The organism is Candidatus Dormiibacterota bacterium (assembly GCA_035532035.1).
In the GTDB taxonomy this organism is placed as follows: domain Bacteria; phylum Vulcanimicrobiota; class Vulcanimicrobiia; order Vulcanimicrobiales; family Vulcanimicrobiaceae; genus Tyrphobacter.
The window spans coordinates 126,096-151,952 of sequence record DATKRS010000011.1; the positions used below are offsets into that span (position 1 = coordinate 126,096).

At 67.4% G+C, this 25,857-nt stretch carries 22 protein-coding genes; 4 read left to right on the forward strand and 18 right to left on the reverse strand.

What is annotated here, in order from left to right; translation table 11 throughout:
- Positions 1–35 precede the first annotated feature (35 nt).
- Positions 36–809 carry a DUF4097 family beta strand repeat-containing protein gene (locus VMV82_04480; GenBank protein ID HUY40806.1) on the forward strand — a complete coding sequence of 258 codons (774 nt, stop codon included), beginning with the start codon at positions 36–38 and terminating at the stop codon, positions 807–809.
- 84 nt (positions 810–893) lie between these two features.
- Positions 894–2,099, forward strand: a complete 1,206-nt coding sequence (locus tag VMV82_04485; protein HUY40807.1) for a hypothetical protein — start codon at positions 894–896, stop codon at positions 2,097–2,099.
- Here VMV82_04485 and VMV82_04490 read toward each other — a convergent pair whose 3' ends face one another.
- The 5 genes from VMV82_04490 to secD form a co-directional block, all read right to left on the reverse strand.
- Positions 2,100–2,474, reverse strand: coding sequence for a hypothetical protein (locus VMV82_04490; protein HUY40808.1), 375 nt, complete (start codon positions 2,472–2,474; stop codon positions 2,100–2,102).
- 73 nt (positions 2,475–2,547) lie between these two features.
- Entirely contained in the window at positions 2,548–5,067 is a 2,520-nt protein-coding gene (locus tag VMV82_04495; GenBank protein HUY40809.1) for a zinc-dependent metalloprotease, read from the reverse strand.
- A 38-nt stretch (positions 5,068–5,105) separates the two neighbouring features.
- Positions 5,106–7,124, reverse strand: coding sequence for a helicase-related protein (locus VMV82_04500; protein ID HUY40810.1), 2,019 nt, complete (start codon positions 7,122–7,124; stop codon positions 5,106–5,108).
- A complete protein-coding gene (secF, locus tag VMV82_04505; protein ID HUY40811.1) occupies positions 7,048–8,340 on the reverse strand; it encodes a protein translocase subunit SecF in 1,293 nt (430 codons plus the stop codon). The genes VMV82_04500 and secF overlap by 77 nt, the downstream gene beginning before the upstream one ends.
- A complete protein-coding gene (secD, locus tag VMV82_04510; protein HUY40812.1) occupies positions 8,340–9,719 on the reverse strand; it encodes a protein translocase subunit SecD in 1,380 nt (459 codons plus the stop codon). The genes secF and secD overlap by 1 nt, the downstream gene beginning before the upstream one ends.
- Before the next feature lie 89 nt (positions 9,720–9,808).
- Between secD and VMV82_04515 the strand changes: the two genes are divergently transcribed.
- Complete coding sequence (locus VMV82_04515) at positions 9,809–10,951, forward strand: site-specific integrase (GenBank protein ID HUY40813.1); 1,143 nt, start codon at positions 9,809–9,811, stop codon at positions 10,949–10,951.
- Between the two features lie 200 nt (positions 10,952–11,151).
- Positions 11,152–14,808: a TonB-dependent receptor gene (locus tag VMV82_04520; GenBank protein HUY40814.1), complete on the forward strand. Its 3,657-nt coding sequence runs from the start codon at positions 11,152–11,154 to the stop codon at positions 14,806–14,808.
- 177 nt (positions 14,809–14,985) lie between these two features.
- Here the strand turns inward: VMV82_04520 and VMV82_04525 are convergent, their stop codons facing one another.
- From VMV82_04525 to VMV82_04585, 13 genes are read right to left on the reverse strand one after another with little or no spacing between them, the layout of a single operon-like run.
- Positions 14,986–17,028 carry a flagellar biosynthesis protein FlhA gene (locus VMV82_04525; GenBank protein ID HUY40815.1) on the reverse strand — a complete coding sequence of 681 codons (2,043 nt, stop codon included), beginning with the start codon at positions 17,026–17,028 and terminating at the stop codon, positions 14,986–14,988.
- Positions 17,025–18,032, reverse strand: a complete 1,008-nt coding sequence (locus VMV82_04530) for an EscU/YscU/HrcU family type III secretion system export apparatus switch protein (GenBank protein HUY40816.1) — start codon at positions 18,030–18,032, stop codon at positions 17,025–17,027. The genes VMV82_04525 and VMV82_04530 overlap by 4 nt, the downstream gene beginning before the upstream one ends.
- The gene (locus tag VMV82_04535) at positions 18,029–18,727 is read right to left on the reverse strand and encodes a flagellar biosynthetic protein FliR (GenBank protein ID HUY40817.1); all 699 of its coding nucleotides are present in this window, start codon (positions 18,725–18,727) and stop codon (positions 18,029–18,031) included. Before VMV82_04535 ends, VMV82_04530 begins: the two co-directional genes overlap by 4 nt.
- Positions 18,724–18,990, reverse strand: a complete 267-nt coding sequence (locus tag VMV82_04540) for a flagellar biosynthetic protein FliQ (protein ID HUY40818.1) — start codon at positions 18,988–18,990, stop codon at positions 18,724–18,726. Before VMV82_04540 ends, VMV82_04535 begins: the two co-directional genes overlap by 4 nt.
- A 34-nt stretch (positions 18,991–19,024) precedes the next feature.
- On the reverse strand, positions 19,025–19,930 hold the full coding sequence (gene metF, locus VMV82_04545; GenBank protein ID HUY40819.1) for a methylenetetrahydrofolate reductase [NAD(P)H]: 906 nt from the start codon (positions 19,928–19,930) through the stop codon (positions 19,025–19,027).
- A 10-nt stretch (positions 19,931–19,940) separates the two neighbouring features.
- On the reverse strand, positions 19,941–20,597 hold the full coding sequence (locus VMV82_04550) for a flagellar type III secretion system pore protein FliP (GenBank protein HUY40820.1): 657 nt from the start codon (positions 20,595–20,597) through the stop codon (positions 19,941–19,943).
- A complete protein-coding gene (fliN, locus tag VMV82_04555; GenBank protein HUY40821.1) occupies positions 20,594–20,845 on the reverse strand; it encodes a flagellar motor switch protein FliN in 252 nt (83 codons plus the stop codon). The genes VMV82_04550 and fliN overlap by 4 nt, the downstream gene beginning before the upstream one ends.
- Positions 20,845–21,597, reverse strand: a complete 753-nt coding sequence (locus VMV82_04560) for a FliM/FliN family flagellar motor switch protein (GenBank protein HUY40822.1) — start codon at positions 21,595–21,597, stop codon at positions 20,845–20,847. The genes fliN and VMV82_04560 overlap by 1 nt, the downstream gene beginning before the upstream one ends.
- Positions 21,594–22,307 carry a hypothetical protein gene (locus tag VMV82_04565; protein ID HUY40823.1) on the reverse strand — a complete coding sequence of 238 codons (714 nt, stop codon included), beginning with the start codon at positions 22,305–22,307 and terminating at the stop codon, positions 21,594–21,596. The genes VMV82_04560 and VMV82_04565 overlap by 4 nt, the downstream gene beginning before the upstream one ends.
- Positions 22,298–22,861 (reverse strand): hypothetical protein, encoded by a 564-nt coding sequence (locus tag VMV82_04570; protein HUY40824.1) that lies wholly within the window; start codon positions 22,859–22,861, stop codon positions 22,298–22,300. Before VMV82_04570 ends, VMV82_04565 begins: the two co-directional genes overlap by 10 nt.
- A 34-nt stretch (positions 22,862–22,895) precedes the next feature.
- Positions 22,896–24,137 carry an EscN/YscN/HrcN family type III secretion system ATPase gene (locus VMV82_04575; protein ID HUY40825.1) on the reverse strand — a complete coding sequence of 414 codons (1,242 nt, stop codon included), beginning with the start codon at positions 24,135–24,137 and terminating at the stop codon, positions 22,896–22,898.
- On the reverse strand, positions 24,134–24,580 hold the full coding sequence (locus VMV82_04580) for a FliH/SctL family protein (GenBank protein HUY40826.1): 447 nt from the start codon (positions 24,578–24,580) through the stop codon (positions 24,134–24,136). The genes VMV82_04575 and VMV82_04580 overlap by 4 nt, the downstream gene beginning before the upstream one ends.
- Positions 24,573–25,856 (reverse strand): hypothetical protein, encoded by a 1,284-nt coding sequence (locus VMV82_04585; GenBank protein HUY40827.1) that lies wholly within the window; start codon positions 25,854–25,856, stop codon positions 24,573–24,575. The genes VMV82_04580 and VMV82_04585 overlap by 8 nt, the downstream gene beginning before the upstream one ends.
- Position 25,857: the final 1 nt, after the last annotated feature.

The window sequence follows — 25,857 nt, forward strand, 5'->3', positions numbered from 1 at the left end:
TGAAACCCTGGAGGCTCCACGGAGGTAGCCTAGACATGCGACGCTTCCTCGCCATCCTCGCTCTTACCGTCCTCGCTCTCCCCGGCTGCATCAGCGGGGACTTCGGCGGTGACGCCGTTCACTCGACCATGCACGAACGTTTCGCCCTCGCACCGCACGCGCACGTGCGCGTCTCGAACGTCTCCGGGCCGATCGTCATCGTCCCCTGGAACCGCCACGAGATCGACATCGTCGCTCGCAAGCACGCGGGCAACGTGACCGCACTACGGCGCACGACGATCAACGTCACTCGCGACACCATTCCAGCGACCGACGTCGAGATCTCGACGCATTACCAGCACGATGGCTTCTTCTTTTGGGGTGAATCCGGTGCGGGCGTAGACTACACCATCCACGTTCCACGCGATATCTCGCTGCAACTCGCCAACGTAAGCGGCGACGTCAGCGTGTCCGGCATGCAAGGTGCAGTGGAGATCAACGAAGTCTCCGGCGAGGTCACCGCGTCGGGCGTAGGCGGCGACCTGAGCGTAAATGCCGTAAGCGGCGACGTCAACGCCTCCATGCTCCACATGACCGGCAACGATCGCGCCGAGATCCAAACCGTGAGCGGCTCCGTCACGCTGGCGGTCCCGCCTTCGAGCAACGCGTCGGTCAGCGCACAGAGCATCTCCGGCGGATTCCACAGCGATTTCCCGATCCCGTCGCATAGGCAAACCGTCGGCGTCTCGGCCGACGGCCGCATCGGCAACGGATCCGCGACGATCAGCCTCAAGACGATCAGCGGCGACATGCATTTGACAAGACGCTAGGTCAGGGGAGAGTAGTCTCCCCTTGTCACCGGAGGCGTTTGCCGCAATAAGGCCCCTTGAGTTCACTTCGAATCAGGAGGCCCTATGCAAACAGCGCCACTCACCCCGCGGCGGACGCTCGAGTTCGGGATATACCGTGACGGCGACAACAACCTCGACGCGATTCAAGAGTCGGTCGTCGCTCAGGCGATCGACGTCTCGCGACGCGATCCGCGCATCGCGTTCGCCGTCGAAGACACGAGCGCCGTCGCCACGGGTCGCCTCGCGACGCACGATTTCGATCTCGCGGGAGGCACGGTAACGCACGATCGCGTTCGCGACGCGAAGGAGATGAGCGATCCGAAAACGCTCGCCGCTTTCGTCGCCCGCACGCTCGACGAAGCCGAGGCGTGCGGGGCACAATCGACATGGATCGACCTCGTGGACCACGGCGGTGGAGACGGCGGCGGACTACAGACGAGCGACGGGCGCATCATGCCGATGCCGAAGATCGCAAGCGCGATTGCGCAAGGCGTCGCGCTCCACGCGCGCGCGCACCCCGAAGATGCGGCGCGCCGCGTTGACGGCGTCGTTGCGAATCAATGCCTCATGGCGAGCTTGGGGTTCGAAAACGCGCTCTCGCGAGCCGGCGTGCATTACCTCGCGGCAAGCCCCGAGACGATGGTCGCGCCCGGCGTGCCTACGGGCGTTGCCGAAGCGATCGCATCTCACGCATCCGATCCGCAGGCGATGGCGCGCGCAATCGTCGCGCGCGTGATGCAGACGCAGTACGACGCCGGTCCGTTCGGCACGTTCGGACCCGCCGCCGCATTCGACGTGATCGATTGCGACGCTCGTGCGACGTACGCTGCAGGCGTCGCGATCAAGCGCCTGAACGATGCGCTCGTCGCGCGCGCGCACGATCCCGCAGCTCGCGCGGCGATGCGCGAAGACATCAGCAGCGTCGCCGGCATGACCCGCATCCCCGGGCGCGAGGATCTTCCCTGGCGCGCCGATCGACCCGCACTCGCCGTGTACGATCGGCTCGCAGACGATGCGCGGCTCGACGCGAGCGTGCGCGCCGACGCAAAAACGGCAGCGTGCAACGTTCGCGATCTCGTGCTGGCGCACGGCGAGAGCCGGGCGTTCGCGCCCTTCGGCGGTACCGATTACCGCGACGCCGTTGGACCCACCGTGCATCTGCCGACGGCGCGACGCGAGATCGATCCGTGGGCACCGCGCATGAGCGAGACGAACAACGCGTTCTACCGGTCCGTCGACGGCCCCGCCCTTACGCACGCCCTCGCGTAGCTAGAACGAGCGCAAGATCACGCGGTTGGCGATGAACGTTCCTTTGCTGTAGTAGCCGATCAATGCGACGTGCTCGCCTGTCGCCGGCGTCTGCCCGGTCGGAAAGATCGCCGTGCCGTTCTTCAAGTCGACCATCTGCGTGCCGCCGTTCCGAAGGGCGACCGTCAAGCGATACGGCGTGAAGCCGGCGACCGTGCCGAGGATGACGTGCATGCGATCGTAGCGTCCGGCATTCCAGGCCGGCTGCCATGTCTTATACGTAGGCTCGCCGTTCGAGCCGTTCGCGTACTGCGCCATGGCCGGCAGGGCAAAGGCAACGTTCGCGAGGAGCGCGAGTGCCGCCGCGAGGGATAGGATACGAGCTGAGAGTCTCATCCCCGCATTGTACCCATCCGTACGCCAGTATGCGACCGTGCGAACGGTCGGGAAAAATCTCGCTACTCGCCTGCTAGGGCGAGAGCGCCGGGGCCGGCGGCGGCGCGATCGTCGCGCGCGCCTGCAGCGCTTGGTGCGCGATGGCGGCGAGCGCTTGCAGGTGCGCTTGCGTCAGCTCGTTCAAATTACGATGCTGGAGGCCGCTGCCCGCGTCTTGCTCCAAGTAGACGAGCTGAAGCCGCGCCAGCGCTTGCGCGTCCGACGGCGTTCCGGGCGCCGGCGACGTCCACAGCGCCGCGAGGCGCTTTGCATAGCGGACCTGGAGGCCGCGCCGCACGACGCCGTCACGCACGACCGCTCCCGTCGCCAGATCGCCGAAGATGCTCGCGCGCGCCCAGTCGAAGAGATCGGCGAGGCTCATCGTGGAGCCCGCCCGATACTTCAGCGAGAGGTCGTCGATCCGCGCAAGCGTCAACGGCGCAAAGAGCTCGTTCAGCACGGCGTCCTGCGCGGCGGCGGCAATCTGCGAAACGGCCACGTCGTGTCGCGGCGCGGGCACGTATGCCCAGGTGGCGTTGGTGAACGAGCTGACCTCCGAATACGTGAGGCGGTCCAGCACGCTCGGGCTGAAGGCCCATGCCTGGTCCGAGAAGAGACCGCTGCCGAGCGCATGCCAGGCACGCTCCTCTTGCCAACGCGAGACCGCCGTCAGCGGCGGCGCGGAGTGCGGGTCGCCGGCGTGCGCGCGCGACAGGTATTCACCGCCGATCGTATGCACGGGAATCATCGCGCAGCGTAAGTACGTCGTCAGCGGTATCATGAACGCACGCAGCGCATCCGCATACGATTCGCCGCGCGCCGGGAATCGCCGATCGATGTCGTTCATGATCCGGTGCATCATCGTCTCCTGAACGGAGCACCACTGCAGCGGGTGATCCGTCAGATCTTCCTGCTGCACGCGCGGATCGATTGCGTGGCCGTTCGCGAACGCGACGTCCTCGTCGGAGGCGAAGCGATACGTCGGGTTGCTCCACATCGACGCCACGCGGCGCAGCGCCGGCAGTTCCTGCTCGGGCGTGGAGGCTGCGGGCACGTACTCGTAGCCGTACTGGATCGCGTGGTAGTCGTAGGGCCCGAGCACGGTCTGCGCGTACTGGCCCTGCGGCGTTCCGCGCGGCCACAGGTTGACCGGCGCATACTCCATGACGGAGGTGGCAACGCCGTACCGCTGCGTGAAGGCCTGGCTCTGCAGATCGTGCGCCGTGTACGCCATCGAGCCGATGAAGTTATGCTGCAAGCCCATGTCGTGCCCGGACTCGTGCAGCACGGTTGCGCGCAGCCACTGGAGCGTAAACTGCCGCTCGGCGGCCGCGTTGTCTGCCAGCCCGCGTGCGGGAGCGACGACGTAGCGATAGAGCCGGGCCGCCATGCCTTCGATCGCGTCGACGTTGATGCCGACGTTGAGCTCCTCGCCCGTCCTCGGATCGGTGACGATCAGCGCCTCCGCGCCGTATTCCGGCCGAGACGTATCGATCCAACGAACGATGTTGTGCCGGATGTCGTCGGGATCCCAGTTCGGATCGACCGGCTGCTGGTGCACTTGGATCGCGTTGAGGATTCCGACGCGCCGGAATGCGCCGTTCCAGGTGAGCAATGCGTCGCGCACGGTTGCGCGATACTGCGTCGGGATGTCGTTGCTCAAATAGAAGACGATGGGGTTGGTCGCGTTCGACGGCGTTCCCGGATGCGCGGGAGCGAAGTTCCAGCGCGAGATGTAGTAGAGGTTGCGCGTCATGTGCGCGTCGCTCGCAAAATCGATCAGCGGCTGGACGAAGTAGCCGACGCGCGAGTCCGCGATTCGCGGTCTGTAGTTGTCGTGCGGAGCGGCGATGATGTTGTACGACATCCGCACTTCGATGCTGCGCGCGTCGGGAGCGTTGTCGATCTTGTCCGGATCCAAGCTCGCCCACGTCTGGCTGACGCGCAGCACGTCGTTCTGCGGAAATGCTTTGCTCCCGGTAAAGAGCGTGCGCGTCGGGTCGAGGTGGTATCCGTGCAGCGGGCTCGCGATCGCGGCATCGAACTGCGCTTGAAAGTCTCCGACGTCCGAGAGAAACGGGACGGCGGAGATCACGACGGTACCCGTTGCCGCGTCTTCGGCGACGATCGGCTCGACCGCGATTATGGAGCTCGGAAGCGACTCGCTGGTGCCGAGTGCCTGGGGGCTCGACGGGTCGACCCGCGCGTAGGTGTTCGGCCAGCGAAGAACGACGTCGTTGCCGACGCGATCGAAGTGCAGAATGCGCGCCGGCGCGACGTACGGCTCGCCCGGCGCCGGCCCGAAGCCGCCGAGGCCGCTCGCAGGAACCGACGTCTCGATGAAGTCGGCTCCGAGCTGAGACTTCGAGAGCGCGAGATAGACGTTTCCTGCTTTCGTGACGATCGAGATGAGCCCGGACTGCACCGTCGCACCCGTGACGAACGCGTCGTACGCGGTGGGCGGGTGCGGCGTCGCCGTCGCTGCAAGAACCGGAGCGCCGAACGCTGCAAAAAACGCGCACGACAAAGCGAAGAGAAAACGCTGCTGCATCATGCTGCGAAGGTACGTCCGGCCAGGAGCCAGTTCCTTCGTTATCGCCGCGGCAAGACGTTCGGATAGATGGGGCGGTTCACGAGGCGCTCGAGGTCTTCGATGCGCGCGGAGAGCACGAACTCGGCGAAGCGGCTGAAGCTCTCGCGTTCGGCTTCCCCTTCGGCGAACCGTTCGTTGCGCGTCATGTCGACCTTCGCTGAGACCGCCGGAAAGCGAACGTAGCGCCCGTCGTCGTCTTCGGCGACCTCGGCGAGGCCTTCGTCCTCGAAGATGCGCACGGCCGCAGCGATCGTTCTATCGTCGGCCTTTTCGAGATCAAGCGTTCGCGCGAGGTCCGCGAAGCTTCCGCGCAGCACGCCACCGCGCGCGATATCCTTCATGCCGGAGTAGATGTGCCGCAAGACTGTCAGCGTCGGCGCACCGCGATCGATGATGAACTCGTTGATGCGGCGATCGCTCTCGCCGAAGAGCAGATGTACCTGCGCCGGCGCTCCGTCGCGCCCGGCGCGCCCGGCCTGCTGATTGAACTCGGTGAAGCTGAAGTTCAGATGATAAAGCACGACGTGGCGTACGTCCGGTAGATCGATGCCTTCACCGAAGGCGGAGGTCGCTACCACGACGTGCAGCGCGCCTTCGCGAAAGTATTTTTCCACGTCGCGCCGCTGCGCGCTCGGCATCCCCGCATGGTAAAACATCACTTCCCCGCGCCCCGAAAGCGCGGCGCGCAGCCGCTCGGCCACCTTTCCGGCTTCGCTGCGCGAGTTGCAGTAGACGATGGTCTTCCCGTCGTCGACGACCTCCCGCAGATACGCAAGCTTGTCGCGCCGGCCGCGTGCGTCGACGAGGTGCAGGTTCTCGCGCACCGTCGGGTCGATGACCCATTCCTCGATGCGTAGCTGCTCGACGATCCGCGCGAAGGCTTGCTCGCCTGCCGTTGCGGTGAGCGCCAAGACCTGCGGGCGCCCGAGCGACGCAATCGTCGCTCCGAGCGCGGCGTACGCCGCGCGATGGCGCGACTCGTAGAGGTGGTGCGCTTCGTCCACGACGACGAACGTCGGGCTGCTCCGATCCGCAAACGCATCGCGGTGGAACGAGAGAAACTCGGGCGTCGCGAGCACGAGATCCCACGTGCCCTCGCGCAGCGCGGCGAAGAGATCGTCGCGCTCCTGCGGCCCGATCGACCCGTTCGCGCGCAGAATGCGCAGCCCGAACTGCTCGAGGCGCCGCAACAGCGCTTCGTACTGGTCGTTCGCGAGCGCGCGCAGCGGATAGATCGCGAGCGTCTTGCCTTCTCCGGCCAGCGCGCGCAGCACGGCGGGATATTGAAAGCAGAACGACTTCCCGCGCCCCGTTCCGAAGAGCGCGAGCGTACTCTTACCGCGCTCGACGTGCTCGAGCACCTTGCGTTGATACTCGTGCGGCTGCGACGCGCCGATGAGCGCGCCGCGTACGGCATCGGCCTCGCCGCCCCACGCCGCGCGCAACGTCTCCACCTCGTGCGCGCGCTGCGCGACGGTGGCGTACGCGTCGCGCACGATGAAGATGTTCACGCCGCGATGCCTCTGACCGCCGCCGGTGAGGTTTTCGACGCGGGCGCGATACCGCGCGCCGGCGTCGATCGGCGGCGCGAGATGTTTGGCGATGCCCGCGCGCACGTAGCCAAGGCGCAGACCGCCGTAAAAGACGGCGATCGCATTGGGGTCCTTTTCGTGCGCCGGCTCGCGAACGAGCTCGAGCTCCGCGCCCTCATGCAGACCCGCAATCGTGTCCTGCCGGCCCTCGAACGAGACGCCGACGATCTTCGAATGAAACGACGACGCATCGCCGATGCTCGCGTACGGATCCTTGAGAAACTCCTCGCGCCGCGCAAATGCGTCGTCGACGAACGCGCGAAGGTCGGTATCGGCGTGAGGGCTGCTCGCGAGCTCCGCGAGCGCGCGCTCGAAGGCAGCCTCCGACGGCGTCGGCGGCGGAAGGCCGCTACTCTTCCTTGTTCTCGTCGTTCTCGTGGCGATCGATCTCGACCGGTGCGGACTCCGGCTCGAAGCCTTCGAGATTCAGGCGAATCTCTTCGTGCCCTTGCTCGAGTGCCTCCTCGTGAAGCCCCGCGTTCTGCGCGTCGAGCGGATCGAACTCTTCGGCGACCGCGGTCGCGGACTCGGCCCGCTTGCGGCGGTAGCGCGCGGCTTGCGCCTGCGCGGAGCCTCGCGCCGCCTTCTCCTTCGCGCGGCGCTCCCTGCGCGCGGCGACGATATCCTCGCGTGCGCGACCGCCGCGCTGCGCTGCGCCCGCGTCGCGTGCGGTTACGGCCGCACGTTCGGGCACGCGCGCTGCCGCGCGAAGCCGTGCCGCGCGCTCGAGCTGCCGCTTACGGAACGTCAGGACGAGTGGTGCCGAATAGAAAATCGAATGGTAGCCGCCCGAGCAGATGCCCACGAGCAATGCAAAGGCGAAGTTCTTCAAGCTCGCGCCGCCCAGCGCGAGCAGCGCGACGAGCGTGATGACAACGGTCGCAAGCGTGTTCACCGAGCGCGTCATCGTCTGCTTGATGGACTCATTGACGATGTAGTCGTACGGCCTGTTGTGCATCAGCTTCGTGTTCTCACGAATTCGATCGAGAATCACGATCGTATCCATGACCGAGTAGCCGATGACCGTCAGCACCGCCGCGAGGAACGCGTCGTCGGCGCGGCGGCCGGCGAGCGCGTAGATGCCGATCATCATCGCCGCATCGCGCGCGAGCGCGATGACCGTGACGAGGCCGAAGATGTAGTTCCACCCAAAGCGAAACGCGATGTAAAGGAACTGGATCGAGAGCGCGATGACGAGCGCCAAGATCGCGTCGCGTAAGTACTCCGCGCCGAGCGTCGGCCCGACCGACGTGATCGACGACGCGCTGCGATTGACCGGTGCCACCGTGCCGAGCGCTCTCCAGATCGCCTCGGCGTTGTTCGCAAGCGCCGTCTGGGTGTCGATCACGATCTCCGTGCCCGTCGCCCCCGCGGTCGTGATCTGCGGCGCAAGGAGGTGGAGGGGCGCGATCGCGCGCTGCACCTGCGGAATCGTGACCGGACGCGTGAAGCGCGCGTCGACGTCGGTTCCGCCCGTGAAGGAAAGGCCCAGCTGCAGCATGTGCGACGGCTGGAACCCTTGACCGCCTTCGAAACCGTGATAGATCATCGCGCCGAAACCGAGCGCGATCACGATGTACGAGATCGCCGAGACGATCTTGAACCACCCGACGATGTTCCAGTTGAGCCGGCGGAAGAACATTACGCCCCCTCGACCGCGCCCTTGGAGAAGATGCCGACCTCGTCTTTGCGTACGCCCCAGAGCGGCGGCGCGGTCGCGACGTCGTTGTCGACCAGCACGTCGACGAAGAAACGCGTCACGAAGACCGCGGTCACGAGCGAGACGACGGTGCCCCAGAAGAGAGCGAACGCGAAGCCTTTGACGGTTCCGGTCCCGAGCATGTAGAGTACGCCGGCGCCGACGATCGTCGTGAAATGGCTGTCGAAGACCGCCGTGAAGGCGCGCCGGAAGCCGACGCGCACCGCGGCGCGCAGCGACTTGCCGTTCCACAGCTCCTCTTTGATGCGCTCGAAGATCAGGACGTTCGCATCCACGGCCATGCCGATCGAGAGCACGAAGCCGGCGATGCTCGGAAGGGTCAGCGTGGAGCCCGACACCGCGAAGATCGCAACCATGACGAGCACGTAGATCGCAAGCGCGAGATCGGCGAGAAATCCCGGAAGGCGGTAGGCGACGATCATGAAGATCAAGACGAGCCCGAGGCCGAGCATGGAGGCCCACAGCGACTTGACGAGGTCGATCTTGCCGAGCGTCGCGCCGATGCTCTCGTTGGAGATGATGCGTATGGTCGCGGGCAGCGCACCCGCGTTCAGCTCGTTTGCGAGCGTGATCGTGTCTTGCTGCGTGAAGTTTCCTTCGATCTCACCGCTGCCGAAGATCGGGCTGTTGATGTTCGGCGCCGAGACGAAGCGGTGGTCGAGAAAGATGCCGAGGGGCTTGTTGACGTTGTTCGTCGTCAGCCGTCCGAACCGCGCCGCATCGCGCGTTTGGAAGAGCACGATCGCCGAGCCGCCCTGCTGCTGGTATCCCGACTGCGCGCCTTTGAGGTCTTTGCCCGAATAGACGACGGGGCCGGAGAGCGCGTACGCCGTCTGCGCGACGAACTTCTCCGCCTGCGCCCGCTGCTGCGGCGTGATATTCGGCTGCTTGAGCAGATCGAGGTCCTGCTGCGCCTCTTGTGCGATCGCCGGCGGGACGATCTTGAACTCGAGCACCGCAGCGGTCTTCAAGAGGTTCTCGGCCTCCGCCGTCTGGTTCTGATTGAGACCGGGAAGCTCGACCAAGATGCGGTTGCCGCCGAACTTCGAGATCGTCGGCTCCGAGACGCCGAGCTCGTTGATGCGTCGGTCGATGACCTGGATCGTCTGATCTTGGATCTGCGAGGTGATCTGGGGCACCTCCGCCGTCGGGTAGAGCTGCAGGATCAAGCGCGAGCCCCCGACGAGATCGAGGCCGAGGCGAATCTTCTGCTGGATCGGGAACGACGAAACGACGGCGAAGGCCACAACCGCGAGAATGACCACCGCTTTGAAGGGAGTCTTGAGCGTCTTCCAGTTCATCGGAGCCCGCCTCATTTCACCCCGAGCGGTGACTTAGGCCTTCTTTTAAAGACGGAGGAGAAGCTTCGGTTCTCGGCTGACACTCGCGGATGCCCAGACAGAAGCGGGGGCGGTCGCGCGCCGGAGACGGCACGCTCTATCGCACGACCATCCAGGCCTCGAGCGGGCGCCGGCGACACGTCTGGGTCGCCGAAGTCCAGTGGACGGCGCCGGACGGCCGTCGCTTCAGGAAATCCGCCCAACGCGTCACGAGACAGGGTAGCCTCACGCAGCTGCACCGGCTTCGCGACGAGCTACGCGACATGCGGACCGCTGCCGACAACGCTGAGCGCACGATCACGATCGCCGAGGCGCTCGACGCGTTCGTCGCGGCGCGCGCGCCGCGCTGGCGGCCGTCGACGCAGCGCCATTATCGAGCGGCGATTCGCCTGTGCCTCACGCGTTGGCTCAAGCGCCGCGTCGTCGATCTGCGGCGCGAAGACGTGAGCGCGCTTCTGGCCTCGGCGCACTCCGCGACGCTCGCGCGCGCCGCCTACATGCTGCTGAAGGCCGCCGTGCGTCCATACGCACGGTTCATGATCAACGATCCATTTCTCTTCGCCGCAATGCCGAACGTGCGCCATCTGACGATTCAGCCGCTCGACGCGTCGGAAGTTCGCGTCTTCCTCGATGTAGCGCGCGGGGAGCGGCTCTACGCGCTCTTCGCACTCGCGCTTGCCGGGGGGCTGCGCCTCGGGGAACTGTTGGCTCTGCGCTGGCGCTGCGTCGGACTCGACTACGTCGTTGTCACCGGCTCGCTCGATCAGGAAACGATGACGATTCACGACACGAAGACCAGAGCGTCGCGGCGGCGCGTCGACCTACCGCCCGGCTTCGAGCGCGTGCTACGCCGGCATCGCGACGCGATGCGCGCCGAAGGCCTCGGCGCCGAGGCCGATGATCTGGTCTTTCAAAGCCGGCGCGGGGCAGCGATTCGCGCCGGCAAGACCGTGCGCAAGTCGTTCCGCCGCATCCTGAAGACGGCAAAGCTGCGGCCGATGCGCTTCCACGATCTGCGCCACACGCACGCGTCACTGCTGCTGGCGGCGGGCGTCCACCCGAAGATCGTCCAGGAGCGGTTGGGGCATGCGAGTATCAAGCTGACGATGGACACGTACTCTCACGTGATGCCAAGCATGCAGCGGGAAGCAGCGCTGGCAGTAGAAGGCCTCTTTGCGAATCCCAGAGGATAATCCCTGACCCGTTTTCAGCGAAACGGCAAGCTGCGTTGCCGTTTGCGAACACCGCGCAGCGTTGCGCCTGACGGCGATTCACAGACACAATCCCCGACGTTAAATCATGCACTGTCGCGACAAGCGGGAAGCGACGCTGTGGTTCGGTATTGCGTTCAACATGCACCCTCCGTCGCGTGGCTACAGCCGCGTTACTCGCGGTGGCATTCCTGTTCCAGGGAACATGGGCACTGGCAGGCGTCACCGGTGGTCTCGCAGGCACCGTCCACGATGACACGGGAGCAGCCGTCGCCGGCGCTACGGTAACGGCCTCCTCGCCATCGCAGACCGCAACCACTACGACGGACGCATCGGGACACTTCGTGTTCCTGGTGCTCCAGCCCGATACGTACACTCTGAGCGTCCGCAAAGACGGCTATCAGAGTGTCTCTATTGCGGGCACGACCGTTCTCGCCGACCAGACCCAGGAGGTCACGGTCATCACGCCGCGCGCGATCCACGTGATTGCGACGGAACGGACGACTGCGTCCAATCTCGTCAAGCCTGGTGTCGGGAACGACGTCTACAACGTCACGTCATCCGAGTCTGCAGCCGCAGCGGCGCTCGGCGGCGGTTCGCAATTGAACACCGCCTACTCGGCCATCGCCTCGGTACCGGGCGTGGTGGAGGCGAACGGTGGGCAAATGGGCGGATGGAACTTCAGCGGCGTCTTCATCCGCGGACAACAATCATTCTTCTCTAGCTATGAGTACGACGGCATACCGGTCAACCGCGCGTTCGACAACTACAACGGTTCGACCGAATCGAATCTCGGCTTGCAGGAGCTACAAGTCTATACGGGCGGTGGCCCAGCAAGCAACTCTTCTTCGGGCACGAGCGGGTTCATCAACGAGGTCATCAAGACCGGGACGTATCCCGGCTACGCGACCTTGAGCGGGGGCCTCGCGACCGAAGCATTCTACCACGCTGCATCTTTCGAGGCGGGAGGGTCGACGCCAGACCGCAACTTCTCGTACTACGTAGGTATCTCTGGTAACGATCAGGCGTTTCGCTATTTCGATTCGCAGAACGGCGCAAGCCTGATGACCCCCGGACAGGCGTACGCGGGTTATGGCTATGCGGGCGCGTTCCCCTACCCGTTGTTCACCACGAACGGCTACGGCGATCGTGGCCTTTGCGCGCTGGGTACGCTGACGCCCATCGCGCCCAACCCAGGGGTCTTTAGTCCCTCCTCCGGTTGCTGGAATTTCTATCTGGGCTCCTTCGGTCAACAGAGCTACATCTCAGACCGCGAGGATGTGATCAATCTCCACTTCGGCTTTCCTCGCAGGGACGGCCAGCGAGACGACATCCAGCTCCTCTGGAGCGCTGCGGCGATGTCATCACAGTTCGCCAATAGCCCTTCGGACGCCGGCGGCTATGCGGCCCTGACGCTCGACGAGACGCTCGCTCCCTATTCAGCGCCGGTCTGTGCACCGACACCGCAGGCGCCACAAGGGATCTGCAGCGGCAACTATCCGTTTTACGCCGACGCTTACAACTATAACTTGCCGTTCGGAACACCGATCGCCGGGCACACGCCGCAATGGTACTACCAGCCCGACAGCCCGACGCACCGGCCGGCTTACGCTCAGTTACCCTTGAACGTGCGCGACACCATCTCCAACGACATGGGCGCGCTAAAGCTGCAATGGACGCATCCATTCAGCGACAACGCCTACGCGCGGGTATTCGTGTACTCGATGTACTCAGACTGGATGCAGGCCGGGGCTAACGCCGCCTATCAGGCCTATGAAACCGGTTTTGGCCCGGGTTATATTGGCGTGGCATCGGACTACGAACTGCCGACGCACACGGCCGGCGGGGAGCTCCAGCTGGCCGATCAGATCAACAACCAGAATCTCATCCAGTTCACTGCTAACTATGTGACGGCGAACGTGACGCGGTGGTACGACACCGGCTACCTAGGTGGCTCGTCACCGATCGGCTACATCGCGAGATCCGGGAACGGCTACAACTGCTACGATCCCACTAGCGGAGCTCAGGAGCTGTGCCTTCCAGGCGGGACCTATCAGAGCAACAGCGTCACCGGACCGACCGGAAACGCACCATGCGCGGGCGGCGCTGCCTGCTACTGGGGAACGCTGTACAACGGCAGCACGAACGGATCGTTCAATACGGTCCAGCCGAAGTTCACGACGCTCTCACTTACCGACGAGTTCCGGCCGAGCGATCGACTGACGATCGACCTCGGCCTGCGCTACGAAAACTACACCTACGACCTCGCGAACGGCAACACGCCGTGGACGAACTTCTACGCGGCGGTCATCTCCCAGGACGTGTGCACGAATAGTGCCGGCACCGTCTACTCGTATCCGCTTCAGCCCGGCCAGCCGCCGCCGGCGCCGGTGCACTACACGACGAGCTGCCCATCCGGTTACAGCCATCCGCCGTTTACGGGCGGCTCTCCGGCTGCGTATACCATCAGCGCCTGGTCGGGTCGTGGCTCGCTCACCTATCAGGCCGGCCCCGACACGGTTCTCCGTCTATCGGCCGGACGTTACATCGAACCGCCGATCTCCGCATCGACGCAGTACCTCGCCGCATCCGGCAACGAGTTAAGCGTCTGGATCGCGACGTTGCCCTTGGGCTTCACCTCTCCGTTCCACCCGATCCCCGCGATGAGTTCAGGGCAGTACGACTTCTCACTCGAACAGCGCATTCCACACACCGACGTCAGCTTCAAAATAACGCCGTTCTACGATCATATCAGCGCGTATCAGGAGCAGGCGTTTATCGGCGCGAACTTCGTCACGCAGACACCGGTGGGACAGTTCCGGAGCTACGGCGTGGAGGGCGCACTCAGCGTGGGAGACTTTGCGAGGCAGGGTCTTGCGGCTTTACTCTCGCTCACGTATACCAAAGCCGCCGTACAGTATCAGTACTACTTCGGTGCAAACCAGATCGTGACCACGAACACCGCGATCACAGCCTTTAACGCCCTCACCGGCGGGGGTGGCGGATCTCCATGTTACCCGGGCAATTCTGGGGTGAGCAGTACCCCGTTAGTCGGGGGCGCCTGCGGATCGCCCAACGGCGGCGGTGGCTTTAACGACATCGTCAACCCGTATTACCACATGGCGCCGCAACCGCTGCTCGACCCCAACGGTTGGTACGCGCCGGCAAATACTGGCCTGTCGCCAACGAGTAATGCAACGACCTCGTACTTTGACTCGCCCTGGGTCGGTTCGTTGATCCTCAACTACCGCATGAATAGGCTGGCGATTACACCGAGTATCCAGTTCATCGCAGGCTCGTCCTATGGCGGCCCGATGGATATCACCGGCCTCGATCCGAGGACGTGCGGATACACGCAAGGGCAAGACCTCGTTCCGTCCACGACTCCAAACAACTGCGACTGGACGAGCGTCACTCAACCGGCCTTCTCGAACGCCGCCGGTGTCCTCTACATCCCCAACCCGCAAACGGGCACGTTTGCAATCCCTGGGGCATTCCGGAATCCGAGTCTGCTCACTGGGAACATCGGTCTGACGTATGACGTTTCACCGAGGCTACGCCTCGCGCTCACGGCTACGAATATCTTCCACACCTGTTTTGGAGGATCGAAGGAACCGTGGACGAGCCTGTATCCACCCGGGCAGAACGTCTGCGGTTACTTCCCCAGCGGCGGTTACGCCTCGAACTTCTACAACGGTACGAGTGCGAGCGACGTCACCGCGAACGGTAACACCCCCTACCCGTGGCAGCTTGCCTCGTATGCGCCGGGAACCGGCTCAAGCGTCACCAACATACCACTGCCGTTCAACCTCTACATCCAGGCGCAGATTCACTTGTAATCGGCTCCTGACGTAGAACGGAAGGCCTCGGGGGAGTCACACCCGACCCCGGGGCCTTCGCATATTCGGGGCTTTCGAAGGCCACTCAGCAGGCGAGGCAACGGATGTGCGCCGCATCATTTGCGTACTTACGAATCGCGCGATCCCGCGTGTCAAGATGGTCATATATTATGGCTGTCATATCGGAAGTTGACTGGGCGCACAAGCATCGAGGCGTACGACCTCCGCGGGCTCGAGAGCGAGCTCCGGCGGAAGCTCGTTGTACGCGAAGACCTCTACCCACAAGCCCGAGCGCAGCAGTAAATCTGCGAGCAGCGGCCGCAGCGCAGCCGTGCAGACGACGGCTGCGCGCTCGCGCGGCACGCGCGCGGCGTACGTCTCGATCCGCTCGCGTAGGCGAAGTGCTGCGTCGGCGTCGAGCGCCTCCGTGCCCGACCAACCCTGCAACAGCGAGCGCTCGAGCGCGGGATCGAGCAAGAGCGGCTGGAGTCCGCGCGCGCGGCGGCGCAGCAGATCGGGAACGACGCTGCGGCGTGCCGCCTCCGCCAGCTCCGCCGGATCGCGCGAGCCGCATGCGATCATCGCTTCGAGCACGCCGATAGGATCGCGCGGCCACGCGCGTTCGCGCAACAGCGCCAAGAATGCGCGATGCACGCAGGCAAGCGGCAGCGCTTCTCCGCCGATCTCCTTCACCACCGCCGGCGCGCGCAGCTTCAGGTGCTCGAGCAACGTCTGCAGCTCTTGCCTACCGAAAAGGTCGCTTGCGTGCGTGCGCGCGACTTCGGCGACGTGCGAGCCCAGAATCGAAATCGGGTCGAAGACGAGCGCGCCCGCCTCGACGAGGCGTTCGCGCGACGCGGGCTCGATCCACGCCGCCGGCAAGCCGTAGACCGGCTCCGCCTCCAGCGTGCAGCCCAGGCGCGAAAGGCGATCGCCGTCGGCAACGGCGAGCAGTCGCTCGAGGTCGAGCGATCCCGAGCCGGCGGGGCGGTCGCGGACGAGAACCGCGTACGTCCGCGTCGCGAGCTCGACGTTGTCGCGCAGGCGCACGCCGGGAAGCACGAGTCCGATCTCCGCTGCGAGCCCGCGGCGCACCTCGCCGACGCGATCGAGCAATGCGTCGCAGAGCGGCTGCGTCAAGAGCCGCAAAAGCTCCTCACCGAACTCGATCGCGATCGCATCGACGCCGACGAGCCCGAGCGCAAGCTCCGGGCGCCGCAGCGCGCGCCGGTTCGCCGCTTCTTCCTGCGCGCGGGCCAGCCGCGCGCGATCGGCGCGCGCGCGCTGCGCGAGATGCGCGGCGGCGAATGCGCTTGCGCCGAGCGCGAAGAAGAGCGCGTGCGGCAACGCCGGCACGAGCGCGAGAGCGAGCAGCAGGCCTCCGGCTCCGCGCAGCACGTCCGGGCGTGCCAGCATCTGCGCGGCCAAGTCGGCGCCGAGCGCGCCTTCGGCGGCGACGCGCGTCACCATCATGCCCATGCCGGTCGAGATGAGGAACGCGGGCAACGTCGTGACGAGCGCGTTGCCGATGGAGAGCAGCGCGTACGTGTGCAACGCGTCGGCGGGCGACATCGCGTGATATGCGATGCCGACGACGAGTCCGCCGGCGAGGTTCAGCGCCACGATGACGAGCGCGGCGATCGCATCGCCTTTGACGAACTTTCCCGCGCCGTCCATCGCGCCGTAGAAATCGGCCTCCCGCTGCACCACCTCCCGCTTCGCGCGCGCTGCGTCCGCATCGAGCAAGCCGGCGTGCACGTCCGCGTCGACGGCCATCTGCTTGCCGGGCATCGCGTCGAGCGTGAAGCGCGCCGCCACTTCTGCGACGCGCTGCGAGCCGCTCGCGATCACGACGAACTGAATGGTCACGAGGATCGCAAAAACGATGATGCCGACGACGAGGTTGCCGCGAACGACGAACTCGCCGAAGGCGGGAATGACCGCGCCGACCGCTCCCGGGATCTCGCCTTGCGTCAAGATGAGCCGCGTCGCTGAGACGTCGAGGGCGAGCCGAAAGAGCGTCGCAACCAAGAGCGCCGGAGCAAATGCCGAGAACTCGAGCGGATCCTCGACCGTGACCGAGAGCAGCAGCACGAGCGCCGAGCCGAAGATGTTGATACCGAGCAGCAGATCGAGCAGCCAGGGCGGCAACGGCACGATGAGGATCGCGACGATCGCGAGCAGCATCGCCGCAAATGCGTAGACGCTCAGGCGGTTCATCGTTCGAGCGCGCCCGAACGCGCGAGCGCGACGACGACCTCAGCCACCGCGACGTAGCAAGCGGCGGGAATCGGCGCACCGGCTCTGCCGCCGGCAAACAGGGCGCGCGCGAGCGCGGCGTTCTCGATCACCGGCACGCGCCAACGCGCGGCCGCTTCGCGCACGCGCAGCGCCGCCGCTTCCCGCGCGCGCACGAGCACGACGGGAACGGGAATTCCCGGCGGAGCGTAGGCGAGCGCGACCGCGACGTGCGTGGGGTTCGCAACGACGAACGCGGCGCTGCGCACCTCGGCGATCGCTCCGCGCAGCAGCGTCTTGTGGTGCGAGCGGCGCCGGCCGCGCGCGTGCGGGTCTCCGTCCTGTTCCTTGACCTCGCGCTTGAGCTCGTCGAGGCTCATGCGCAGTTTGCGCAACCACGCTGCGCGCACGAGCGCATACTCGGCCCCGGCGAAGAGCAGGCCGACGGCGCACGCGGCAAACAGCGTGCGACGAACGCCGCCCGCAGCCGCCGCGGCGACGCCGAGCATGCCGCCCGCGCTCGCCGAAGCGACGATCGCATGCGCGACGGCGGGAGCGATCGCGGCGATCGCCGCCGCAAAGGCGACCATCGCCCGCAGCGCGTGGGCCGGCGTCTCGCGCGACGCGATACGGCGCACGCCCTCGAACGGGTCCAGACGCTCGGGCTTGAGCGCGATTCCCGTAACGCGCAGTCCGCCGCCCTGCAACGCCCCGGCGAGTGCGGCAAAGGCGGCTGCTGCCGTCGCCGGCACCATGGCCAGCGCGAGTGCGGCGGCCTCTTCGTGGAGGGCCGGCTTGCCGCGAGCCGCAGCGAAGAGCGCGCGTTGTGCGAGCGCTCCGATCGGCGCCGCGACGGCGCACGCAGCTATGCCGCCCGCGCCGAACGCCGCCGCGGCGACGAGCTCCGGCGAGCGCGCCACGTTGCCCTCGCGGCGCGCTTTCGCAATCCGCGCGGGCGTTGGATCGAGCGGTTTTTCGTCGCTCACGGCGAGGGAAAGATCGGCGCGAGACGCGCGGCAATCGCCGGGAGACCGAGTACGCACGCGACGAGCGCAACGCCGAAGACGAGCGGAAACGAGAGCGTCAGGCTACCGAAACGCGGAATCGTTCGGGAGAGCGCGCCGAGCGCAAACTGCGCCATGAAGCCCGCGGCAATCGCCGGCGCCGCGATCGCGAGCGCCGCACGCGGGAGCAGCGTTGCGACGGCGGACGCATACGCCGTCCAGGCGTGCTGATCGGGCAGCGCTCCAGGCGGCAGCCGCACGAAGCTTCCAGCGAACGCCGCAATCACGGGCCGGTACGCACCCAAGAGAAAGAACGCAGCCGTGAACGCGAGCGACCAGATGCGTCCGAACCCGCTCGGCGCAACGAGCTGAATGCTCGGCGCGATCGCCTTGACGCCGACGTAATCGTCGATGGCACGTCCGGCGGCGTAGGCCGCGTCGTAGAGCACGCTCGCGCCCGTGCCGATCGCGCTCCCGATGACGAACTCGAGCGCGACGCCTGCGGCAAGCGCGGCGCCGTCCGCGCTCGCCGCGTGGACTGCCGGTAGGAGTGCGATCGTGAGGAAGAGGGCCAGTGCCACGCGCGCCGCGGGCGGAACGCCCGGATACGAGATTCCCGGTGCCCGGAACGCGAAGCCGGCGCAGCGCGCAAAGACGAGCGGCGCGGCCGCGGTCATCCGCGCACGATCGCCGGGAGCGCGGCCAGCGCGTCGCTGAAGAGCCGCGCGCACAACCGCAAGCCGAAGCCGCCGAAGAGCGCAACCGCGATGCCCACGGCGATCAGTTTGGGCAGCAACGAGATCGTCTGCTCCTGGATCTGCGTCGCGGCTTGCGCGATCGCGATCGCCGCGCCCACGCCGGCCGCGATCGCGACCGCCGGCAGAGCGAGAATCGCCGTCACGACGAGCATCTCGCGCAACAGCGCGTCGAAAGCATCCACACGCCGATGCTATCGGGCGGCGATTGCCGCGATATTATGGAATGGTGTGCGGAGAAAAGTCCGGGCGCCAGGCGCTCGCGGCGAGCATGCCGGAGACGATCGCTCGCGTTGCCGGCGAGCGGTTGAGGGTGTAGAAATGAATGCCCGGTGCGCCGCGCCGCAGTAACTCGAGCGCCTGCATCGACGCGTACGCGACGCCGAGATCCTCGACGGCGCGCTCGTCGCCGCGGCGCAGCTCCATCGCAGCCCTGAGCTTCGGCGGAATCGTCGCACCGCACATCGCGACGAAGCGCGTGATCTGCTCGTAGTTCGTGACCGGCATCAGGCCCGGAACGATCGGTACCGCGATGCCTGCCGCGCGCGCGCTCTCGACGAACGCATAGAATGCGTCGTTGTCGAAGAACAGCTGCGAGATCAGGAACTCCGCACCGGCCTGCACCTTCTCACGAAGGCGATCGAGGTCGCGCTGCGCGGTCTCGGCTTCGACGTGCGTCTCCGGATAGCACGCGGCGCCGACGCAGAAATCGTAGTTCCGATGCAGCATCGCGATCAGCTCGGTCGCATGCGCGAACCCGCCCGGCGGCGGCGAGAATGCCGCTTCGCCTCGCGGCGGATCGCCGCGCAGCGCGAGCACGTTTTCGATGCCCGCGCGCGCGAGGTCGTCGAAGACCGAACGCAGCTCCGCGCGCGTCGAGCCGACGCACGTCACGTGCGCGAGGACGGTCAGGTCGAGCTCGCGCTGGATGCGCTTCGCGAGTTCGATCGTGCGCGCGCGCGACGATCCGCCGGCGCCGTACGTGATCGAGACGAACGCGGGGTGCAGAGGCCGCAGCGTCTCGATGGACGCAAAGAGCCGCTCCACGCCGTCGTCGTCTTTCGGCGGAAAGAACTCGAACGAGAAGAACGGCCGCATCGTCGCGAGCGCCTGCGATATCCTCACGCCGCAGGTCTTACCGAAAACTCGTCGCGACGCCTCCGCAGACGAGCGCCCAGCCATCGACCATGACGAAGAGCAGCAACTTGACCGGCAGCGAGACGACGGGCGGGCTCAGCATGACCATGCCCAGGCCCATGAGGATCGAGGCCACGGCAAGATCGATCGCGACGAAGGGCAGATAGAGCGCGAAGCCGATTGCAAAGCCGCTTCGCAGCTCGCCGACGGCGAATGCCGCGAGGAGCACGGTGATGGGCGCGCGCTCAGGTGGCTGGCCAGTACGGCCGGCGATGCGCTCGAAGAGCGCGATGTCCGCAACGTGCGCTTGGCGCAGCATGAATGCGCGCAGCGGCTGCACGGCGCGCAGCAGCGCTTGCGACTGCGTGATGCGCCCGCGCGCGTACGGCGCGACGGCGGCGCTCTGGATCGCGCGCAGCGTCGGCGCCATCACGACCAGGGTGAGGACGAGCGCGAGCCCCGTAAGTGCCGCGTTCGGCGGCACCGCGGAGGCACCGATCGCCGAACGTACGAGCGAGAGCACGACCGCAATGCGCACGAACGACGTGCACATGACGAGCAAAAACGGCGCGAGCCCGAGCAACGTCAACATCACGAGAACGTCGACGGGCGTTCCCGCGTGCGTGCGCGACGCGAGCGCGAGCCAGTCGCTCACGCGCAGACGACCTCGGTGATGCGCACGCCGAACCGTCCGTCGACCGCAACGATCTCGCCACGCGCGATCACGGCGCCGCCGACGAGAACGTCGACCGGCGCGTCCGCCGCGCGGTCGAGCTCGACGACGGCTCCCTCGCCCAGCTCGAGCAGCTCCGCGAGCTTCATTCTGCGGCCTCCGAGCACGGCCACGAGATCGAGAGGAACCGCCCGCAACGCGTCGAGCTCGGTGCGCTCTTCGCCCTGCATCACGCGCGCCGGTGGACGCGAAAGGCGTACCGGCGCAACCGCACGCCGCACGTACCGCGCGCGCAGACCGCTCCGTTGGCGCGCAGGACGCACTGCGCCGAGCGCGCGACGAGCACGTCGCCGGGGCGCAGCGCGGCGACGGCCTCTGCGGCAATCGCTGCAAGCCGAAGCTCCGCGCGGGCGTCGATGCGTGCCTTGCGCACGAGCGCGGCGTCGATGCGCTTCGTCGTGGTCGGCAGCGGCTCGCGCGAGAGCGCGATGCCGATGCACAGCGGCGCCGGTGCGACGAGATGCAGCTCGAAGTACGTCGCTGCATCGATCGCCTGCGAAGACTCGTCGAGCTGCGTTTCGCCGCAGACGGGAGCCAGCGTCGGAACGATCGCAGCGATCGCACGGCGCGTGATCTCCGCTTCTATGCGCGAGAGTGCGCCCTGCGGCGCGTCGCGCGGCATCTCCCCGAAGAGTAACGCCGCGAGTGCGCGCGCCTCCGCAGCGCGCAGCACGATCGCCGCGTCGGCAAGGGTACCGCGCGCGACGTACACGTGCGCGTCGCGAAGAATCGCGTTCCACGCGTCAGCGCGCGGAATCGCCGGTGGCCACAGGCGAAGGTCGACCTCGCTGCCGCAGAGCGCGCCGATACGCTCGCGCATCGCGTTGGCGACGACGCACGCGGCGCTCACGGACACGATCGAGCGCTCCTCGAAGCGCGCGGCGCAAACGCGCTGCGCTCCGGCAAAGGCGAGATACTTCACTTGACGAGATCGATCGCCGACTTTTCGGCGCCGTACTGCGCGCGAAAGGCTGCCTGCATCGCGTCGAGCTGGCGATAGGCGATGCGCAAGCGATCGACGCTGCTGTCGACGTCGACGCCGCTGCTCTCGCGCCGCATCGGCGCCACCGGCGCGAACGAGCCGTCGCCGGGGACGCCGACGTGCGGCGTGATGCCGGGAGGAGCCGTCGCGCCGTCACCGTCGGGCTGCAGCCGCGTCCCGGCGGCAAAGCGCGCGAGCGCGAGACGTCCGGCGACGACGGACTGTGCCTGAACGGAACCCGTGCGCGGATCGATGACGCGCCGCTCGTACATTAGGGCACCGTTCGCGTCCAGGTGCACTGCGCGCGCGCGCCCTAGCGAGAGATCGACCGGATCGATCGCGATCGGCTCGAGAACGCCGCGGCGGGTAGCGCCCAGAACGGGCCTGCCGTCGGGCGCACAGAGCCTGCCGTCGCGCAGGACGAAGGAGCCGCCCCGGGTGTAGCGCGCTTCACCGGCTTCGCCGCGCTCGATGAAGTACGCGCCGTCAGGCGCGGCGACCGAGAGCGGATCGATCGTCGGAAAGCTCGTCTCGTCCCGCCCGGCGTCGTCGAAGATCGGCGGCGCGCCCGGCGTGAACGCATGGCGGACGTCGGCTGCGCGCTGTTCGACGCGATCGATCGCAGCGCTCACGACAGGGCTCACGTGCACGGCGCACCGGCCTTCGTACGAGCCTCGAGTGCGATACCGCGCCGGGCGAGCGCGTAGCGCGCCTCTGCGAGCGCTCGTGCGACGTGACGTTCGACGGCGCGCGGACAGATCGCGACGATCCGCGCGCGCGATCCGTCGACCTGGAGCGTGAGGTGCACGCGCGCGCGTTCGCCGGCAAGCACGATGCTCGCGCGGCGCGGCACGCGGCGCACGGCGAAGCGCCGCTCGATACGCCGCGCGAGCTGCGAAGGTCGCCGGCGTTCTAGAAGCGTTTCACTCTTTCCAAGTCCGGGCTCTTCCAAGACGCGTTCTCGAGAGGGAGCAGCCGTCGTGACGTTGCGCGCGTGTGGGCACCCCGGAGCCGAGCGTAAAGATGACGCAGCGAGGCGGAGGGGCGTCCCGCTCGCGCAACGCCGCCGGGAACCCTTTGAAACGCTGCGTCCCTGTGAGAGGCCGAGCGCCGAGAACCATGCTTGCGAGAGCGCGCGCCGGTCGATCGCAGCGAGCGGAGCGCAGAGAACGGAGAACTCGAGCGGTTGCGTGAGCGTCGTCATGCACCCATCATGCGGCAAGGAGATGGCCCTCGCGTCACCGCTCTGTTGCCGCCGCGTTTCCCTGCAGCAGCGCTGCTAGCGCGAAAAGCGCCGCGCGCGTCTGCTCCGGCGCGTACGGCTCGGCGTCTTGGCGGAGAAACGCATCGAGCTCGCGCTCGCACCGCAGCGCGGCCTGAAGCAGTTCGCCTTCCACCGCGATGCCGAGCGAGCGCGCGTCCTCGGTGCGCTCGAGCGCGGCGGCGGCTTCGCGCACGATGCCGGCCGCGCAGGCGTGCCGCGCGTCGACGACCGACGCCATCGTTCGGCTTGCGCTCGCGGGCACGTCGATCGCCGGGAAGCGTCCGGCGCGCGCGAGCTTCGCGCTGAGCTGCACGTGTCCGTCGAGGAGCGAGCGCGCGGCATCGCTCACCGGATCGCGCTCCTCGCCGTCGTCGAGAACGGTGGCGACGAGCGTGATCGAGCCGGTCGCCGTCGCGCCGCAGACTTCGACCAGACGCGCGAGCTGCGCGAAGACGCTTGGCGGATACCCGCCGCGCCCGACGCTCTCGCCGGCGGCGACGCCGAGCTCGCGCAGTGCCCCGGCCGTTCGCGCGAGGCTGTCGAGCAGAACGAGCACGTCGAGACCGCGCTCGCGCAGCGCCGCCGCATGCGCCAACGCGACGTGCACGGCGCGCACGCGCTCCGCCGCCGGCCGGTCCGACGTCGCGCAGACGACGGTCGTACGCGGGTCGCAGCACTCGACCCAACGCTGCGCTTCGCGGCCGCGCTCGCCGACGAGTGCGACCACGACGGCGTCGGCGCGCGCTCGCGCGAGTGCGTCGAGCAGCGTGCTCTTTCCGGCTCCTGGCGGACCGAAGATGCCGATGCGCGCGCCGACGCCGAGGCAGAGAAGCCCGTCGATCGCGCGTATCCCCGTCCACAGCGCAGCGACCACGGGAACTCGCCGCGCGGGAGCGGCGACGCCAAGCCAGACCGTACGGCCGCGCACGCGCGCGCCTCCGTCGAGGGGCAAGCCTCGCGCGTCGATCGCGCGCCCGAGCGCGCAGGTGCCAAGCGCCATCGTCGATACCGACGGATCGATCCACACCTCGCTGCCCGCGGCCATGCCGTCGAGGCCGCCGTGCATCGCAACGTACGCGAGCGATCCGTCGATCCGGCGGACCTCTCCGGTCGCACCCTCGCCGGCGACGCGCACGCCGTCCCCGACGGCTGCGCCGACGACGCGAGCGACGAGCAGCGCTGCGTCGACGCGTTCGACGCGTCCGCGGGCAATCACGCCGTTTGCAGCACGTGCGCGAGACGCACCCCGAGCGACGCGTCGATCGTTCCGTGACGCAGCACGAGCGTCACGTCGCCGCGCCGCAGCCGCGCGTCCGCGACGACGGGCAGATCGAACCCGGCGAGCAGCGCGACCTCGCCGGGATGCACGCAGACGTGGAGCGGCTCGTCGCCGGCATATCGCGCGAGCGCGCGCTGTGCGATGCGCTTCACGTCCGCAGGCGTGCAGGCGAGCTCCCGCGCGAGCACGTCGCTTGCGAGATCGCGCACGAGCTGCTCGCGCGCCGCGTCGAACGCGTCGGCCAGTGCCGCGCGAAAGCGCCGCGCCTCCTGCAGCGCTTGGCGTGCGACCTGCGGTTGCGCCGGCTCCGGCGCGGCAGCGAGTTCCTGCGCACGTTCGGACGCTTGCAGATACGCATCCAACGGCACGAACTCATCCATCGCGCAGGAACTCGCTTGGATCGGGAGCGAGCGGCGGCGGCGGGCGGTGCATGCGCTTGACGATCGCTTCCCGCTCGTGCGGCGGATAGAGCTCGAGCACGGCTGCTGCGGTCGCGGCGGGAAGCGCGCTGATGACGGCCGCAGCCGCATGCGGAGGCTCGGCCTCGAGCATTGAGCGAACGCGGGCGGGCGGCATCTCGGGCGCGGCCTTCTTCGCTTCGTCGATCCGCAGGCGTTGCGCGAGATGCTGGGCTGCCGCAACGATCGGCGGTGCTGCAGCGCGCACGGCGAGGAGCGCGCCCGCCACGCACGCGAGGGTCGGAAGCAGCGGCACGATGCTACCGTAAAGCAGCCACCACGCATCTTTGCGCGCGCTCGGCAGCCGCGCAAAGTCGACCGCCTGCACCGCGAGCGCGTCGCCGCGCTGCGCGTCGTAGCCGACGGTCGCTGCGGCCAGGTCGCGAATGGCGAGCAGATCGCCGGTATGGGCGGTGTCGACGAACACGGCGGTCGACGTGCTTGCGGGGCCGGTGCGCACCCGCACGATCGTCGTGCCGGCACCGAATGCCGCGTCGAGCGCCGATTGGAGCGCGACTTGCACGCCGGTCGCGTCCTCGTCGCCGCTGCCCGCGGTGCCGAGCGCGAGGCCGCGGTCGTCGAGAATCGTTACGCGCGGTGCGACGAGGCCGGGGACGGCGGCAGCGACGAAGTCGCGAATGCCGGAGACGGTCTGGCCGGAGAGCCGCACGCCGGGGTCGAGGCGCAGACGCACGCTCGCCGTCGCGGCGCTCGCGCTCTCGTCTGCGAACTCGGCGCTCTTCGCCGGCGCGATGATGACGCGCGCGTCCTGCACGCCGGCGACGTCGCGCAGCGACGCGGCGATGTCGTCCGCACGCCCGTCGAGTGCCTGCGCGTCGATGACGCTCTGCGGCGTGAGCGCGCCGACGCTCGCGAGCGCTTCGTTCTCCCCCGTCAAGTGCGCGTGCGGAACGCCGGCAAGCGAGAGGCGGAGCAGGAGGGTGCTTCTGCGGCGCGCGTCGACGAGCACGTTCTCCTGCGTCGGCGTGAAGGGAACGTTCCAACCCGCGAGCCGCTCCTCGACCTCTTCGAGCTGCTCGGGATGGAGCGGCGTCGCGAAGAGCGCGCTCTGTGACGGATGCTCGAGGAGTGCGGCAGCGATGCCGATTAGCGGCAACGCGAGCAGAACCGCCGCAACGATCGCGCGGGAGCGCCCTTCGAGCGAGCTCCAGCGTGCGAGCGCGAACGACCAGGGCATC

Coding starts and splice junctions, on each gene's coding strand:
- VMV82_04480 (HUY40806.1), top strand. CDS start 36: ATGCGACGCTTCCTCGCCATCCTCGCTCTTACCGTCCTCGCTCTCCCC.
- VMV82_04485 (HUY40807.1), top strand. CDS start 894: ATGCAAACAGCGCCACTCACCCCGCGGCGGACGCTCGAGTTCGGGATA.
- VMV82_04490 (HUY40808.1), bottom strand. CDS start 2,474: ATGAGACTCTCAGCTCGTATCCTATCCCTCGCGGCGGCACTCGCGCTC.
- VMV82_04495 (HUY40809.1), bottom strand. CDS start 5,067: ATGATGCAGCAGCGTTTTCTCTTCGCTTTGTCGTGCGCGTTTTTTGCA.
- secF (HUY40811.1), bottom strand. CDS start 8,340: ATGTTCTTCCGCCGGCTCAACTGGAACATCGTCGGGTGGTTCAAGATC.
- secD (HUY40812.1), bottom strand. CDS start 9,719: ATGAACTGGAAGACGCTCAAGACTCCCTTCAAAGCGGTGGTCATTCTC.
- VMV82_04515 (HUY40813.1), top strand. CDS start 9,809: ATGCCCAGACAGAAGCGGGGGCGGTCGCGCGCCGGAGACGGCACGCTC.
- VMV82_04525 (HUY40815.1), bottom strand. CDS start 17,028: ATGAACCGCCTGAGCGTCTACGCATTTGCGGCGATGCTGCTCGCGATC.
- VMV82_04535 (HUY40817.1), bottom strand. CDS start 18,727: ATGACCGCGGCCGCGCCGCTCGTCTTTGCGCGCTGCGCCGGCTTCGCG.
- fliN (HUY40821.1), bottom strand. CDS start 20,845: ATGCAGGGCGAAGAGCGCACCGAGCTCGACGCGTTGCGGGCGGTTCCT.
- VMV82_04570 (HUY40824.1), bottom strand. CDS start 22,861: ATGACGACGCTCACGCAACCGCTCGAGTTCTCCGTTCTCTGCGCTCCG.
- VMV82_04580 (HUY40826.1), bottom strand. CDS start 24,580: ATGGATGAGTTCGTGCCGTTGGATGCGTATCTGCAAGCGTCCGAACGT.
- VMV82_04585 (HUY40827.1), bottom strand. CDS start 25,856: ATGCCCTGGTCGTTCGCGCTCGCACGCTGGAGCTCGCTCGAAGGGCGC.